This is a genomic window from Acetobacter sp. (assembly GCF_052102375.1).
In the GTDB taxonomy this organism is placed as follows: domain Bacteria; phylum Pseudomonadota; class Alphaproteobacteria; order Acetobacterales; family Acetobacteraceae; genus Acetobacter.
In genome coordinates, this window is the sequence record NZ_JBQDXI010000013.1 from 24,569 (window position 1) to 40,588 (window position 16,020).

Sequence of the window (16,020 nt, forward strand, 5' to 3'; positions counted from 1 at the left end):
GTTTGAACGACCAATCCTCTCTTCGGGGTGAAAAAACCCCGATCCTGAGTATCGTTATCGCAGTTCTGAATGAGCGCGATAACCTACCGTTCGTCTGTGAAGAACTGGCCGATGCGTGCCTTGATCTTCCCGCAACAGAAATCATTTTTGTCGATGATGGCAGTCAGGATGACACGGTTGCCGTGTTGCAGCAGCAACGCGCAAAATGTCTTCCGTCTCTGCGTGTTCTGTCCCACGACCATTGCTGCGGTAAGTCTGCCGCACTGCGCACCGGCATAACGGCGGCAAAAGGGCAGTGGATTGCCACTATTGATGGCGATGGGCAGGATGACCCGCGTGAATTGATAGCCCTTTTGCATCTGGCGCGCTCAGCAAATGGCACTCCTCCTTTGGTGGTGGGCGTCAGAAAACGCCGTAAGGATGGCTGGTCCCGCCGTGTTGCTACGCGCTTTGCGAATGGCCTACGCCGCCGCCTGTTGCGTGATGACTGCCCGGATACCGGGGCACCCATAAAACTGTTCGAGCGTGACGCATTTCTCCGTCTGCCGCAGTTTGAAGGTCTGCACCGTTTTCTGCCAGCGCTGCTTAATTCTTATGGGGTGCCGCTGTTGTGTCACCCAGTGAAACATCGGCCGCGCCTGCACGGTCAATCAAAATATACCAATCTTAATCGCGCCATCGTAGGTGTGCGTGATCTGTTGGGTGTCATTTGGCTTCGTAACCGCACGCGGTTACCAAAAACGGTTAAAGAATGCTGAAAGCCTTGGTAACGGGGCAGGGGCAACGCCTTTCGGGGCGTGCTCTGGCTCTCCTTGGGCTTGTTGCGTTTTTGCTCTTCTTGCCGGGTCGGGCCGCTACGCCGCCTTTTGACCGGGATGAGCCGCGCTACATGGAAGCCACAGCCCAGATGCTGGAAAGTGGTAACTTTGTAGATGTGCGGTTTCAGGACAAACCGCGTTATCTTCAGCCCGCAGGTATTTACTGGCTGGAAGCAGCGGCAGTTGCCGCCACCGGCACATTAAACGACAGAGCGGTCTGGGCGTATCGTATCCCGTCTCTGCTGGCCATGTCTGCGGCAGTTGTGCTGACCGCATGGATTGGGTCAGCACTTTTCGGCGCGCCAGCTGGTGTTATGGCGGCTGTTTTTCTCACGGTGTCAGTGCTTGTAACGGCAGAAAGCCGTATGGGTACTATTGATTCCACCTTGCTGCTGACCGTTCTGCTGGCGCAGGTTGCTTTGGTGCGTGCCCTGCTGGACCGTGAGAACGGGCGTCAGACTCGCTGGCAGACCCCTGTACTGTTCTGGTCCGCTATCGGGTGCGGGCTTATGCTCAAAGGCCCGGTTATCCTTATTCCGTCTTTGGCAACGCCTCTTGCTCTCGGTCTTGTTGAACGTAATTTCAGTCTCTGGCGTAAAATGCGTCCGGCATGGGGATGGCTCATTGCTTTGGCCATCATGCTTCCATGGTGTGTTGCCATTGGCGTTGTGAGCCACGGGGCATTTTTTAAAAATGCGGTCGGGACCAATTTTCTGGGCAAGGTTGCTTCCGGACAGCAGGCACATGGGCTGGCACCTGGCTACCATATTCTGGTCTTTCTGCTGGCCTTTTGGCCGGGGTCGTTTTTCGTGGCGGCAGCGTTGCCTGCTGTCTGGAAAAACCGTCAGAGCCTGATTGTAAAATATCTGCTCTGCTGGATCATCCCGCACTGGGTTGTGTTTGAGCTGATTGCCACCAAACTACCCCATTACGTTCTGCCCACCTATCCTGCGTTGGCGGTGTTGACGGCAGGTATGCTCATGCGCGGTGGGGCTGTTTGGCAGCAGTGGCCCAAGGCAGTTTGGGCACGCGCTGCGCTGGGTGTGTATGGTGTAGCGTGGGTCTTGGTTGGCTTGGCTCTTGCTTTTGCTGGCCCGGTTTTAATGTGGCAACTGGAGCATGTGGTATCTCTTTCTGCTCTTATTGTTGCAGGGGGCTGCCTTCCACTCGTTATCCTTTCGGCTATTCTGCTCTGGCGTTCGGAGTTGCGGAAAGCTGTCCTGACCAGTGCAGCCTGTGCGGCATTGTTATATGTGGGTCTGTTTACGGTGGTCGTGCCACGCTTGCAGAGCATCTGGCTTGCGCCGCGTCTGGCGGAACTTGTGAATACACACAGGCCTTGCGGCGCTGAGACAGAGATTGCGTCTGTTTCCTTTTCGGAGCCCAGTCTGGTTTTTTTATTGGGTGGGAAGGTAAAGCTGGTCGGGGTGACACAGGCCGCAGACCTTATGCGCAATAACCGCACCTGTGGTGTTGCTTTGGTGGATGAAAAAGCACGCACTGCTTTTTTAAACGCTTTGGGGGCAGACGCCGCACACGTGGTGTCACGCGGTATGGTCTCAGGGCTGAATTATTCCAATGGACACCATCTTGCCATCAGCCTGTATGCTCTTACACAGCCAACACAAACACCCTGACCAAAGCCGGGTGGGAGTAGGGCCAAGCAGTTTGTGAAAGCTGTTAAAACAGTTCACTGCCATAAGGCTGCTACAAAACACTTAATATGTAAGGGAAAATAAAAACTGGTGCCCGCTGGAGGATTCGAACCACCGGCCCCATCATTACGAATGACGTGCTCTACCAACTGAGCTAAGCGGGCATAACCAGTTTTCGAGGGCTAGCTATCATGGTGGTGTCCCTAGCGCAACCAGAAATATTGCAAAGACAAAATTTTGTGCAAAATATGTGAAGGACTTAGGGCCCGCATAGCTGCAATCTGGCACACCGCCTATTACATGCAGCGTAATTCCGTTTTAAGGTTGCTGTCATGAATGCGTCACGCTTTACAGACCTGCTGCGAGAGGTTGTTTCGGCTGAACAGACCATTCCAGTCGATGATACCCGGCATGTAGATGTTGTGCGGGACGTTATCGAATGTCCGTGTTGTGGTCTGTTTCAGAAACTCCCTCCACTAGAACCCGGTACACAGGCGCGGTGTCCGCGCTGTAACCAGATGCTGGACAGGCGCAACAAAACGGCTCCTATCGCAACGCCTCTGGCTTTTTGTATCAGTTCAGCGGCGCTGTATCTGGCCATGTTGTTCTCTACGCTCATGATTTTGGATCTGTACGGGCGGCAGCGGACGGTTGACATTATTACCGGCCCTATCGAACTGCTTCACGAGGGCTGGGGTGAGGTAGGCGTTTTGGTGGCTATTGCCACCGTGCTGGCACCCGGCATTGTTATTGCCATGATGGGTATGATTCTGACGTCTGCCCTGCGCCCCACTCTTCCGCCATGGGTGCCCCATCTGCTGAAATGGTATGAACTTCTGCGCCCGTGGTCGATGGTAGAAGTTTATATTCTGGGGGTTTTTGTTGCCTATACCAAGCTGGTTGATCTGGCGTTTGTGGAAGTAGGAGCTGCTGTTTATCTGGTTGCAGCCTTAATGCTGACCATGGCCGCTACCGATGCAACGCTGGATACGGAACTGATCTGGGAACAAAGGAAAGTCGACAGCACAATGCGTACCAAGCAGGGTACGCGTATCCCGGTTAGGACTGTGTCAGTTGAAAAGGACGGGGCATTGGTACCGTCCAGCAACCGGCTTTCCTGCTTGAGCTGCGGTCTGGTGCTTGAATTTGATCATGCCATTTCTCCCACAGAGCCAGCAGGGTATTGCCCGCGCTGTGGCCATGTGGTGCGCCAACGCAAGGCGAACAGTTTAAGCCGAACCACCGCCCTGCTGGTGTCAGCAATGGTTTTTTATATACCTGCTAACCTTTACCCAGTGATGACAGTGATAAAAATGGGCAATGGCAGTGGCCATACCATTGTAGAAGGTGCTGTGGAACTTTGGGAGGGCGGGATGATACCGCTCTCTATCCTTGTGCTTTTTGCCAGTGTGACTGTTCCTGTCCTCAAAATGGTTGGCCTGACAGAAATGGTATGGTGCATCCGGCGGGGCACACGCAAAGGGCTGGCCCTGCGTTCCAAACTCTATAGAGTCATTGATATCGTGGGTCGCTGGTCCATGATTGATGTGTTCATGGTCTCCATTCTGGTAGCCATGGTACGGTTCAGCCATCTGGCCAGCGTTACGGCAAATGGTGGTATGGTTTGTTTTGCCGCCGTTGTTGTTCTAACCATTTTTGCTGTGCACACCTTTGACCCGCGCCTGATGTGGGATGCGGTTAAAGATGTGCAGCCTCAGGGTGGGGTAGACCCGCACCCCACTACTTTCCCCGGTCCGGATGGGACCGCCCCGCATGTGCCCACAAATGCACAGGCTTATTTAGGTAATATGGAGCCGGACCAGGCGTGAACGGACAGAATTCTTATCAATCTCCCCATTCCGGCGAGGGTGGCAGCATGCCGGATGCTGTTGTGCGCCGTATCAGGTTTTCCATTATCTGGATTATTCCGGTCCTGTCGGTCCTGATCGCGGGTTTTCTGGTCTGGCGGAGTTTCGCCAGTAACGGCCCGGAAATCACAATTGTTTTTGACACGGCAGATGGCCTGACCAGCGGGCAGACACAGGTTAAGAACAAAGCTGTGGTGCTTGGCACCGTGCAGCATATTTCCCTGACGGATGACCTGCGGCACGTCAAAGTGCGTATCCGCATGAATTCCGGCACCAGTGAGATGCTGACAGACCATGCCCGTTTCTGGGTTGTACGTCCGCGCATAAACGGGGCCAGTGTTACCGGGCTGGAGACGTTGATGTCTGGCGCGTATATCGCGTTTGACCCAGGCACGGCAGCCGATGGTCATGCCAAGCGTGTCACGACCTTTCAAGGCTTGGAAGCCCCTCCCGGTGTTCGGTCAGATCAGCCGGGCCGGACCTATACGCTCATAGCGCCTTCTATTGGGTCTATCGGGCAGGGAGCGCCCGTCTTCTTCCGGGATGTGGATGTCGGGGAAGTGCTTGGCTACACTATGCCCCCTGGTGGGCGTGGGCCGATTTTGATTCAGGTTTTTGTCCGTGAACCGTATGACCGCTACTTGCGGACTGACACGCGCTTCTGGAATGTTTCCGGCGTGCAGGTTGGTTTTGGGGCGGGTGGCCTGAAGGTACAGTTGCAGTCCATTCAGGCACTCTTTTCCGGCGGTGTGGCCTTCGGCTTGCCCCGTGACGGGACTGGGGGCGATGAGGCACAGGAAGCCCCTGTGGACACGGTCTTCAAACTGTATGACAGCAAGGAAGAAGCAGACAGCGCGGGCTACCATGAACGCGTGCCTCTTGCCACTTATGTGACCTCCTCGGTCAAGGGGCTGGCACCGGGTAGTCAGGTCACCATGTTCGGGATTCAGATTGGTAACGTTACCAGTGTGAAATTGGATCTGGACCAGAAAACCGGCCACCCGCGTGTGCGTATCGGGATGCAGATTCAGCCAGAGCGTGTGTTGGATGCAAAGGACATCAAACATGGCACACTGACAGAAATGTTCAGAATGCTGGTGGCCAACGGCTTGCGTGCGTCAACGGACAGCGCCAGTTTCCTGACGGGTGAGACCATGATCTCGCTCAATTTCATCAAGAATCCGCCAGAGGCCACCACAAGCATGGAAGGGCCAACGCTGGTTATTCCCAGTCAGGCGGGTGGTATGAATGGCATTATGGATTCGCTCTCAACCGTGGCGTCTCGTTTGTCGGCCATGCCGTTTGAGCAGATTGGCGTGAACGCCAATAACCTTCTGGCCAATGCGGATAAAACTCTGACCAGCCCGGATATCAAGCAGTCTCTGGCTAGCCTGAGGGTTTCCATGAAGAACCTGCAGGACATGAGCACCCAGATGCGTAAGGGGGTTGGCCCGCTGATGGACCGCCTGCCGGAAATGACCAATCAACTGGATCAGGCAGTCCAGAACGCCAACCGCCTTCTGGGAAGCTATGGTGGCAATAGTGACTTCCACCGTAACCTTCAGGCCATGGTGCAGCAGCTTGGGCAGACCGCGCGTTCGTTGCGCTTCCTGTCAGAGTTCCTGACCAATCATCCCTCAGCACTGCTTTCTGGACGGTAATGCTATGAAACGCTTTTCTTCTGCACAGCCCGATCAGGGCTCTTCCACCCGTCGTAGTTTCCTGTGTGGCGTTGTGGGGCTTGGGGCTATGGCAACGTCCCTGACGGCATGCTCCGGTGCAGGGCCTACCTTGTACACGCTGGCTGTTGTGCCAAGCCAGCAGCCACAGGCGGGTGGCCCGCGCTATGTTGAGGTCAGGTTGCCGACCATTGCCTCCGGGCTGGACCGTGACCGTATCGTGACCAAGGATACAGGGTACCAGCTCACCGTTTCCAAAAACGATGCGTGGGGAGATTCACTGGCAGGGCAGGTGAGCCGGGCTTTGGCGGCTGATCTGGCGCAACGCCTCCCCGGAACAGCAGTTTTTGCGGAAAACGATGCTGTTACTACCCAGCCGGAAGCGTATGTCGAACTTTCCATAACCCGTTTTTCTGAAGGCCCGGATGGCCGCGCTGAGATAGAAGCAGCCCTGTCCATTCAGGCTGCGGAGGCTGGTGCGCCAGCAGGTGGCACGCCGTTCTATTTGCAGCGCCTTCGTCTGCAAGGCGCAGCCTCCTCGGGCTCCGTTTCATTGGTGCGTGAACTCAGCCAGCTTGTAGGGAACATTGCAGACGTTGCCGCAACACAACTGCGCCTGTTACCGGTGCAGATCCCGCAGGCAGCGTCTTCTCTTCATGCTCCAGCCCCGACTGGTGCGGTTACCAGATAGACCCCGTATCTCTATCCCCTCCGCCCACCAGCATGTGCTTCAGGGTGGAGGAATACCGGGGGCGTGCTGCACCAATACTTCGGCAGTGTAACGTCTAGCCGGCCATCCAGTCAGCCACCATAAACAGCATAGTCTGTAGCGGAGTCAGAAGCGTGTCTGGACCTGTATTTCCCTTAGAAATTACATCACTGACCAAAGAATTCAGCACAAAACGTGCCCTTGATAATTTCAGCCTGACCCTTCAGCCGGGAGAAATTGCAGCGCTTCTCGGGCCGAACGGCGCGGGGAAGACAACCCTGATCGGGTGCCTGCTTGGTTTTTTGTCAGGGGATGGAGGGAGTATCCGCCTTTTTGGTCAGGATATTGCGCATCTGACCCCTGAGGTCCGTAATCGGGTCGGGTTTGTACCCCAGACCATGACCGGTTTTACATGGTTCAAGGTGGGGGAGTTGCTGTCCTACCTAGCGGATTACCGCCCCGCCACAACACCGCAGGATAACCGCTGGCTTGACTGGGCCGGGCTGAACCCTGCTGCCCGCATCAAATCTCTCTCCGGGGGTGAGCGGCAGCGGTTGGCCATTGTACTTGCGCTGCGGTTCCGGCCAGACCTCATTGTGCTGGATGAACCTGTGGCCAGCCTTGACCCTCAAGCCCGGCATGATTTCATGCGCCTGCTGCCAGACTATGCCCATCAGCATGGGGCAACAGTGCTTGTTTCCTCTCATATTATTTCTGATCTTGAGGCAATCTGTGATCGTTTCGTGATGATGCGCCACGGAAAACTGGTTCTGGATATTTCCAAGAATAGTCTTCACCAGCAGGTGCGGCATCTGTCAGTCCTGCCGCCTGAGGGGTGGGGTTTGAACCTGCTTGCTCCGGCAGAGGATGGTGGCTTCTGGGTAGAGGGGTGGCACGCACCACTTGATCAGGCTGCCTTGCAAGTGGGAGTGGTCGCAACACAACCAGATGTTGAAACACTGTTTCTGGCCCTCTCACGATGAGGAACATGAAGCACGCTTTGCGGCTTTATCTTTCTCCGGTCTTTTTCCGGGAGAACTACGCATTTCTCACCGGAGTGACGTGGAGTACGGTCGCCTTTATTATGGCATTTCAGGACCACGCCACAACGCACTGGCAAAACGGTATTTTCAAATTGCCAGAGTCTTTTTCGCTGTGGTGGTGGCTCGGCTTGCAAGGGCTCGTGGCGTCTGGTGCTATGCACTACTGGCGGCAGGTGCGTAGCCCTTTAGCCAGCATGACGCCGGGTATGATTGCGGCAGAATACAAGGCTATCCATGTCGTGTTGGCCTTCATCATGCTGCTTATGGCAGTGCCGCTCCTTTATTTAGGAGCGCCTCTGCTGAATATTCTGGCGCAGGAATCTCTTTCTCTCGCCTTGGCTGTCAATTCGGATACGGCCACCCCCAAAGCCTTGCGTGGACCAGTAAGACTGCTTCGGGCTGTGTTCTTGATGGGTGTGTTTGTGCTCTTCCTGTTTCCGCAGGTTCAGGAACGTCTTTTGTCCCTGCCTTGGTACAGTGCTCTCTGCCTGCTGGTCGTTGGCATGGTTTTGACAGTCATAGAGCTGGCGCACACACCCCGGCCCGCCGTTGGGCAGGAGGGGGCGGGGCAACAAAGCGTCAACGTCAAAGCGGTATCTTTTCGCGGCAGGAACAAGGGCAAGCCCTCTTATGCCGTAGAGTCTTCGCAAGGTTCAGGGCAGAGAGGCAATGTAGTAGTACGGAGCATGCTTTGGCAGTTTCCGTGGTTACGTAACCCGCCTGTTCCCAACACCATGATGTCACCGGGGCCAGTTGGCTATCTGGTAGGCTGTGTACTAGTGGTTATAAGCATTTTTATTATGCACGTCTTGGTGGAAGTCTTGCACACCTTTGCGGTACCCAACTGGTCAGCCCTTAAGACGTCCATGCTTATGGCGCCGCAGATGATTTGCATTATGTCAGTCAGTGGTCTGGCATCATGGATGCAGGCGAGGGCAGACTGGCCGTTTCTGCTTAATCTGGCAGGGTATGGCACACGTCTGGACTTTGCTCGGGCACTCTATGCAACGCACGCCAAGCGCACCGTACAAAATGCTGTGCTTGCTACAGTGATATGTAGCCCGTTAGGCGTTGCCCTAGCAGGTCTGCATTGGTCCAGATTGCCGATAACCATGGTGGCCATATTCTGCATTGTTGTTGGGATAGGGTATTTACCCAGTCTGGGGCTCATCTTCAGCCCCCGTAAAAACAGGCCAGCATTGACCCAGCTTTTAAGTGCGGGCGGCGGCCTGATTGGTGTGCAGTTGGCGCTGGGCCTGCTATTTTCCCATCATACTGTGCCTGTATGGGCATGGGGAATAATGTTGGCAGGTGTTCCGTTTAGCGTAGTTATGGCTTTGTTAGCGCCACAGGCTTTGGCGAAAGCAGACTGGCCTATTGAACCAGCCGTACTCTGAGCGCACGGCAGTAAAAAATAAGGGCCTCTGCTACGCTGAAGCAGAGGCCCTTTGACGTTAAGGCTCAGGCAGTGCCTTTGCCGAACTCCAGATCGTGGTCCACCAACGGGATGGGGTAGTCACCGGTAAAGCAGGCATCGCAATAGCGTTCCCGGTAAGCGGCCCGGCTTTCATGGCCCATGGCACGGTACAGCCCATCCAGCGAAATAAAGGCCAGACTATCCACCCCAATCAGCTCTGCCATTTTGGCAACGTCATGCTGTGCCGCCAGCAAATGGCTGCGTTCAGGCGTATCAATGCCATAGAAGCAGGAATGCTTGGTGGGTGGGGAGGAGATGCGCATGTGCACCTCCTTGGCCCCTGCCGCACGGACCATGTCCACAATCTTGCGGGATGTTGTGCCACGCACAATGGAGTCGTCCACCAGAATAACGCGCTTGCCATCAAGGGCAGGGCGGTTGGTGGAGTGCTTCATCTTCACACCCAGATTACGGATATGGTCGGTTGGCTCAATAAAGGTACGGCCGACATAATGGTTGCGGATAATGCCCAGCTCAAAAGGAATACCGCTTGCTTCCGCATATCCCATGGCGGACGGCACACCAGAATCCGGAACCGGTACCACAATGTCAGCCTCTACAGCGCTCTCCAGGGCTAGTTCGTGGCCAATCTGCTTGCGCACAGCATAAACCGGCAAGCCTTCAAGTACGGAGTCCGGACGCGCGAAGTAGATATATTCGAACACGCAGAAATGCGGAGATGTCTGCCCGAAGGGCCGCAGGGAGCGGATGCCGTTCTGGTCAATAATCACCAGCTCACCGGGTTCAATATCCCGCACGAATTCTGCGCCAATAATATCCAGCCCACAGGTTTCTGATGCCAGAACCCACGAGCCTTCTGCGCCACTTTCGCCCGGTATCTTGCCCAGAACCAGCGGGCGTACGCCCATGGGGTCTCGCACGCCCATCAGGGCATCCGTAGAGAGCACAACCAGAGAATACGCGCCGGTCACCCGTTTGAGGGCATCAATCAGCCGGTCTTCCACCGTTGCGTAAAGCGAGGTGGCGATCAGGTGCACAAAAACTTCCGTGTCCATGGTGGACTGGAAAAGGCACCCACGGCGGATCAGCTCTTTGCGCAGGCTGCCAGAGTTGGTGAGGTTACCGTTATGCGCCACGGCTAGGCCACCAAAAGCAAATTCTGCAAACAGCGGCTGCACGTTACGCAGCAGGGTGGCCCCTGAGGTGGCGTAACGGTTATGGCCTATCGCGCGGTCACCCTTAAGGGTAGTCATGACGCGGGGGTCATTGAACACGTCACCCACAAGGCCAAGCCCGCGATGAGAGTGAAACTGGGTGTCGTAGGACACAATCCCGGCAGCTTCCTGACCGCGATGTTGTAAGGCATGGAGCCCAAGCGCTGTCAGAGCAGCAGCGTCTTTGGTGTTCCAGATACCAAAAACCGCACATTCTTCATGTGGGTGGTCATCATCATGACAGGCAGCTGTAGTGGGAAGAGAACAGCGGGTATCGTGGGCGTGCATAGGTGCGCAGGGCCTCCGCAAATAGCCGAAAGAGAGCGTAGGGGGACTATAGGGTGGGGTCATGACCTGTGATGCCCGTTAGCGCAAGCCTTTTCGCGCTAAAAGTGGGCAAGAATGGCTGTATTGCTGTCACGCCCTGCTGAATATATGGGGTGAGCCTCCCGTTTTCTTCAAGGCTTTGCATGTCTTCTGCGGGCAAAAACCACTGGGCGACCATAAAAAGCAGCAGCACAGCCAGAAGGCCGCGCACCAGCCCGAATACTCCTCCCAACGTAGAGTCAATGCCGCTGAGTGCGGTGCTTTTTACGGTTTTGACAATGGTGCTGACCAGCAGGGAGCATATGACCACCAATGCCAGAAAGAGCCCCACAAAGGCGACAATGTCGGCAAGCAGTGGGTTGTGAATAAAGGTCCGTACCCATTGTGCTGCCGTGCTTACAAAATGACAGGCCAGAAAAATTGCAAGAATCCAACTGCCTACCCCCAGTGCCTGCTGCGTAAAGCCACGCCACAGACCGTGTAGAACGGACAGCCCAACCAGTAAGAGTGCAATACAGTCTATGACAGCCATGGTGTTGCCGTTACGCCAGAAGGGGCGTGTTTGTCACGCGATGCGTTAGGGGAGCTTGCTGGTGGAAATGCGCCACGGCCGAGGAGTTCTACCATTTTTCTTCTTGCGGTGTGGAGGCTGGTTAAGGCGTAAAAACAGTTCTCCCACTTCAATCCGCCGTAGAATTTCTGTCCAGATTTCTTCAGGTTCAAGCGCTTCAAGGGCCCAGATAGCAGCCAGTTCCTGCATGAAGTTGGCGCTTTCCTGCACAATGTCCGGCTTCCTGCGGTCAATAAAGGCCGCTACGCAGGAGGTTGCATGAAGGCCAGCTTTATTACAGGCCGCCATGATGTCTGCCGTAGGGTCACGATACGGCTTATCTCCCGACTCCGGAGCCTGAGAGGCCGAGGAACCCGTAGAGTTGTGCGCCAAACGCGCTGAAGAGCGGGAAGGATGCTGCATAACAGTAAGATGGGCAGGACACGGCCTTTTGGTCAACAGGTCGTATTGAATACGAAAAGTTTTTCCGGCCTGAAAATCAAAAGCGCATCTTTAGCTGCAAAGTGTGGGGTAGGTGGTGCGCTTGCAGGGTAAATCTGCCTGACAGACTTTTCCCTGAGAGCATTGGGCCGCCAATACTCTCAGGGATGCTCAAGGCCAAAGCGCTGTTAGATAGTAAAATACTTGGCCTTTTTATTGAGAATGACCAGAGCAGAGGTCGATTGTTCAGGATGGAGCTGGTCCCCATCTGTCAGAGACACACCAATCCGCTCTGCGCCCAGAAGGCGAAGGATGGGGTGTTGATCTTCCAGGCGTGGGCAGGCCGGATACCCAAAGGAATAGCGTGACCCGCGATACCCTTGCTGCAACAGGGTATCCATGTCGCGCGCATCCTCTGCGGCAAAGCCGAGTTCAGCACGGATACGCTTGTGCGTGTATTCTGCCATGGCTTCGGCAATTTCAACCGACAGACCGTGCAGATACAGGTAATCCTGATACTTGTTTTCCTCAAACCAGTCCCGCGCAAAGTCAGAGGCCTTCTGGCCGACCGTCACAACCTGCAAGGCTACAACATCACGCTGTGGGTCTGAAATATCACGCACAAAGTCGGCAATGCACTCGCCGTCTTCGCGAGGCTGGCGGGGCAGGGTAAAGCGGGCAGCTTCTGTTATGCCGTCTTCTTCAAACAGGATCAGGTCGTTCCCATTCCCTGCAGCTTTCCAGTAACCATAGCTGGCCTGCGGGTTCAGGATAGAGTCCTTGGCGGCAAGGTCCAGCATCCGCAGCAGGATAGGGCGTAGTTCTTGCTTGGCCCATACCATGAATTCCTCAAGCGAGCGTCCCTGCTTTCTGAAGCCCCACTGGAACTGGTACAGTGAGCGGTCATTCAGGAAGGGTAGCACGGCCTCGGTGGGGGCGGAGATAATCTTGCTACCCCAGAAAGGGGGCGTCAGCACAGGTTCATCCACAACCATGCGGGCACGGCGGGCTTTCGTGAGCGCTGGGTCTACAGGGGTAAAGCCTCGTGTTTCAGCGGCTTCCGGTGTGCGGGCATTACGCCGTGTGGCCTTGCCCTCACGGCGTTTGGCAATGGCGGCCCGGTAGTCGTCAAACTTGTTCTGGGCAATGTGGTCCATCAGGGTCAACCCATCGAAGGCATCGCGTGCATAAGCAACGCGGCCTGTGGGGTTGTAGGCCGCTACACAGTCTTCTTCCACATAGTTGCGGGTTAGGGCAGCGCCCCCAAGCAGCACCGGTACATCCAGCCCTTCGCGGCTGATTTCCTCAAGGTTTTCGCGCATGATGACCGTGGACTTCACCAAAAGCCCGGACATGCCAATAGCGTCAGCTTTCTCGCGCTTTGTCGCTTCAATCATGTCAGCGACAGGCACCTTGATGCCCAGATTGACCACGCGGTAGCCGTTATTTGTCAGAATGATATCGACAAGGTTTTTGCCAATATCATGCACGTCTCCTTTTACGGTCGCCAGCACAATGGTTCCACGGTGCTGCCCTTCGGCGCGCTCCATGTGGGGTTCAAGCCATGCTACGGCGGCCTTCATGGTCTCGGCAGATTGCAGCACAAAAGGAAGCTGCATTTTGCCTGAACCAAAGAGCTCCCCTACCACCTTCATGCCATCCAGTAGCACGGTGTTGATGATGTCGAGCGGCGCCAGTCTGGTCATGGCTTCTTCAAGGTCTGCTTCCAGCCCCTTGCGGTCACCATCAACAATGCGGTCTTTCAGGCGTTCTTCGACCGTTTCTGCAACCTTGCGTTTGACGGCTTCGGATGCCTTGCGGTCTGCAAACAGCTCCAGCAGTTTTTGCAGTGGGTCATAATCGGCTGTGCGGCGGTCAAAAATCAGATCTTCCGCAACCTTGACCTCTTCTGGCGCAATCATGTGCAGCGGGCGGATTTTGGAGACATGCACAATGGCGGCCGTCATGCCTGCCTTGACGGCATGGTCCAGATAGACCGAGTTAAGGACCGCACGAGCCGCCGGGTTCAGGCCGAATGAGATGTTGGACAGCCCCAGTACAATCTGCACATCCGGGAAATTGTCCCGGATCATCTTGATGCCTTCCAGCGTCCATACGCCCAGCTTGCGGTCATCTTCCGCGCCGGTGGCAATGGTGAAGGTCAGCGGGTCTATCATCAGGTCGGACTGCGGCAGGCCGTATTTGTCGCAGGCAAATTCAATCAGGCGTGTGGCAATGCGCAGCTTGTCTTCCGGACGGCGGGCCATGCCTTCTTCATCAATGGTCAACGCCACAACGGCAGCACCAAACTTCCGGGCCAGTGTCATACGGTCGGCTGCCGGACCCTCTCCATCCTCAAAATTGATGGAGTTGATGATGGGCTTGCCGCCATGCAGCTTGAGAGCGGCCTCAATAACGGGCGTTTCCGTAGAATCAATGACAAGAGGCGCGTTGACGGAGGATGTGAAGCGCTTGATCACTTCATCCATTTCCGCACGCTCGTCGCGTCCCACAAAAGCCGTGCAGACATCCAGAGCGTTAGAGCCTTCTTTCGCCTGCTCGCGGCCTATGGCAACGCATCCATCCCAGTCATGGGCTTCCTGCAATTCGCGCCATTTTTTTGAGCCGTTGGCATTGCAGCGCTCACCAATGGAGAAATAGGCATTCTCCTGCCGGAGTGGCACTTGGGTATACAGGCTGGCAACGGAGGGCACCCAGACAGAGGTTCTGGTAACAGGGGCCGGGCGGTGCCTGCCCGTACCCTCTGCACGGCGGCGCAGCATGGCATCCAACGCAGCAATATGAGGCGTGGAGGTGCCACAGCAGCCGCCAATCAGGTTAATGCCATCTTCTTTGATAAAGCGCTCAACCCAGGTCGCCATGTCTTCAGGGGAGAGGGGATAGTGGGTTTTGCCATCCACCAGTTCCGGCAGGCCTGCGTTTGGAAGCACGGAAATAAGGCGTGGCCAGTTTTCTGACAGCCAATGAACGTGCTCTGCCATTTCCTGCGGGCCGGTGGCACAGTTCAGGCCAATCAGGTCTGCATCAAGGCTGTGAATGACGGTTGCGGCCGCCGCAATGTCGGGGCCAACAAGCAAAGTACCCGTTGTTTCAACGGTAACCTGTACAAAGATAGGCGTTGTTACACCCATTTCTGTCCGGGCAATTTTCATGCCATTGACGGCGGCTTTAATCTGAAGCGTGTCCTGACAGGTTTCAATCAGGAAGGCATCCACCCCACCCTCAATAAGCCCGCGCCCCTGTTCGGCTAGAGCGGCTTCCAGCGTGTCGTAATCGACATTTCCCAAGGAGGGGAGCTTGGTGCCCGGCCCGATGGAGCCCAGCACGTACCGACTGCGCCCGTCTGCAAAGCTTTCAGCAGCTTCACGCGCCAGAATGGCGGACGACCGATTGATTTCTCGTGTCTTGTCTGACAGCCCGAATTCGCTCAAGGTAATAGGCGAACCACCAAATGTATTGGTTTCCACCATGTCCGCCCCGGCTTCATAGTAGCCACGGTGGATTTCGCGTATGAGTTCAGGGCGTGAGAGAGTCAGGATTTCAGTACAATTTTCCTGCCCCCAGTAATCACGCGTCAGGTCCAGATCAAGCATCTGGATGCGTGATCCCATCCCACCATCACACAGCAGGACCTGATCACGCAGGGTATCGAGAAGCGGAAGACGAGTAGACATGGCATCCATGAAGCAGGAAAGTGAGGGGAAGCGCCCATCAGGCGTAGGCCAAGCGGGCAAGTCGTTATTCCAGAGTAAGGCCGCCCTGTCCACCAGTGCATTGGCATGGAAAGGGCAGAAGGACACGCGTGTTCCGTTCAGTATTCTCACCCCGCAGGATGTGAGCGCCATAGACAAAACCCATAGCGCTGTCCTGTTTGTAGGGGATGTGCCAGTGAGTGAGGAAGGCTGGTTGGTCAGTCGGGTCAGGACAGGTGAAATTCCTGACGCAGTTAAAGGAGCACACCCGAATAGTTGCCCCTGCTGCACCAGTTTTAGTGCGTTGGGGCAGGCAATGGCGGTCTTATTTCAAGAACGAGCAAAAGGACTGTGTGAGTATTTTACCAACCTGATTATTATTTGTTCGGCAGAAAACAAAACTCTTGTGCAAGAAAATCTTGCAAGAGATAATCTGGCAATTGGTTTTTATGGATTAAAGGCAGTTTCTAGCCGCTTTTTCTGCCAGTCCTGACTAAAATAACAAACAAACTTCTTTTTTTGTGTAGAAACACTTGGAGCTCAGTGCCTCTCGCTGTCATATAGG

12 protein-coding genes and 1 tRNA gene are annotated in these 16,020 nt (G+C 55.3%); 8 read left to right on the forward strand and 5 right to left on the reverse strand.

What is annotated here, in order from left to right; all coding sequences use genetic code 11:
* The first annotated feature begins 2 nt into the window (after positions 1-2).
* The gene (locus ACTIDN_RS07525; RefSeq protein ID WP_441376565.1) at positions 3-758 is read left to right on the forward strand and encodes a glycosyltransferase; all 756 of its coding nucleotides are present in this window, start codon (positions 3-5) and stop codon (positions 756-758) included.
* Positions 752-2,455 (forward strand): ArnT family glycosyltransferase, encoded by a 1,704-nt coding sequence (locus tag ACTIDN_RS07530; protein WP_441376566.1) that lies wholly within the window; start codon positions 752-754, stop codon positions 2,453-2,455. The genes ACTIDN_RS07525 and ACTIDN_RS07530 overlap by 7 nt, the downstream gene beginning before the upstream one ends.
* A gap of 106 nt (positions 2,456-2,561) precedes the next feature.
* Here the strand turns inward: ACTIDN_RS07530 and ACTIDN_RS07535 are convergent.
* Positions 2,562-2,637 (reverse strand) — tRNA-Thr (locus tag ACTIDN_RS07535).
* A gap of 168 nt (positions 2,638-2,805) precedes the next feature.
* Between ACTIDN_RS07535 and ACTIDN_RS07540 the strand changes: the two genes are divergently transcribed.
* The 5 genes from ACTIDN_RS07540 to ACTIDN_RS07560 all read left to right on the forward strand — a co-directional run bounded on the left by ACTIDN_RS07540 (position 2,806) and on the right by ACTIDN_RS07560 (position 9,169).
* Positions 2,806-4,302 (forward strand): paraquat-inducible protein A, encoded by a 1,497-nt coding sequence (locus ACTIDN_RS07540; RefSeq protein ID WP_441376567.1) that lies wholly within the window; start codon positions 2,806-2,808, stop codon positions 4,300-4,302.
* 47 nt (positions 4,303-4,349) lie between these two features.
* Positions 4,350-6,002, forward strand: a complete 1,653-nt coding sequence (locus tag ACTIDN_RS07545; RefSeq protein WP_415508584.1) for a PqiB family protein — start codon at positions 4,350-4,352, stop codon at positions 6,000-6,002.
* A gap of 4 nt (positions 6,003-6,006) precedes the next feature.
* Positions 6,007-6,711, forward strand: coding sequence for a PqiC family protein (locus tag ACTIDN_RS07550; protein ID WP_441376568.1), 705 nt, complete (start codon positions 6,007-6,009; stop codon positions 6,709-6,711).
* Positions 6,712-6,863: 152 nt separating this feature from the next.
* Positions 6,864-7,712, forward strand: a complete 849-nt coding sequence (locus ACTIDN_RS07555) for an ABC transporter ATP-binding protein (RefSeq protein WP_441376569.1) — start codon at positions 6,864-6,866, stop codon at positions 7,710-7,712.
* Between the two features lie 5 nt (positions 7,713-7,717).
* Positions 7,718-9,169 carry a hypothetical protein gene (locus ACTIDN_RS07560; protein ID WP_441376570.1) on the forward strand — a complete coding sequence of 484 codons (1,452 nt, stop codon included), beginning with the start codon at positions 7,718-7,720 and terminating at the stop codon, positions 9,167-9,169.
* A 64-nt stretch (positions 9,170-9,233) separates the two neighbouring features.
* Here the strand turns inward: ACTIDN_RS07560 and purF are convergent, their stop codons facing one another.
* The 4 genes from purF to metH form a co-directional block, all read right to left on the reverse strand.
* The gene (purF, locus tag ACTIDN_RS07565; protein WP_441376571.1) at positions 9,234-10,712 is read right to left on the reverse strand and encodes an amidophosphoribosyltransferase; all 1,479 of its coding nucleotides are present in this window, start codon (positions 10,710-10,712) and stop codon (positions 9,234-9,236) included.
* Between the two features lie 46 nt (positions 10,713-10,758).
* Positions 10,759-11,283 (reverse strand): CvpA family protein, encoded by a 525-nt coding sequence (locus ACTIDN_RS07570; RefSeq protein ID WP_441376572.1) that lies wholly within the window; start codon positions 11,281-11,283, stop codon positions 10,759-10,761.
* A 45-nt stretch (positions 11,284-11,328) separates the two neighbouring features.
* Positions 11,329-11,724: a phosphoribosyl-ATP pyrophosphatase gene (locus ACTIDN_RS07575; RefSeq protein ID WP_441376573.1), complete on the reverse strand. Its 396-nt coding sequence runs from the start codon at positions 11,722-11,724 to the stop codon at positions 11,329-11,331.
* Between the two features lie 206 nt (positions 11,725-11,930).
* Positions 11,931-15,437 carry a methionine synthase gene (gene metH / locus ACTIDN_RS07580; RefSeq protein WP_441376574.1) on the reverse strand — a complete coding sequence of 1,169 codons (3,507 nt, stop codon included), beginning with the start codon at positions 15,435-15,437 and terminating at the stop codon, positions 11,931-11,933.
* On the opposite strand from metH, the gene ACTIDN_RS07585 reads away from it, so the two are divergent.
* The gene (locus ACTIDN_RS07585) at positions 15,436-15,948 is read left to right on the forward strand and encodes a hypothetical protein (protein ID WP_441376575.1); all 513 of its coding nucleotides are present in this window, start codon (positions 15,436-15,438) and stop codon (positions 15,946-15,948) included. The two genes, metH and ACTIDN_RS07585, sit on opposite strands and share 2 nt — an antisense overlap.
* Positions 15,949-16,020 lie beyond the last annotated feature (72 nt).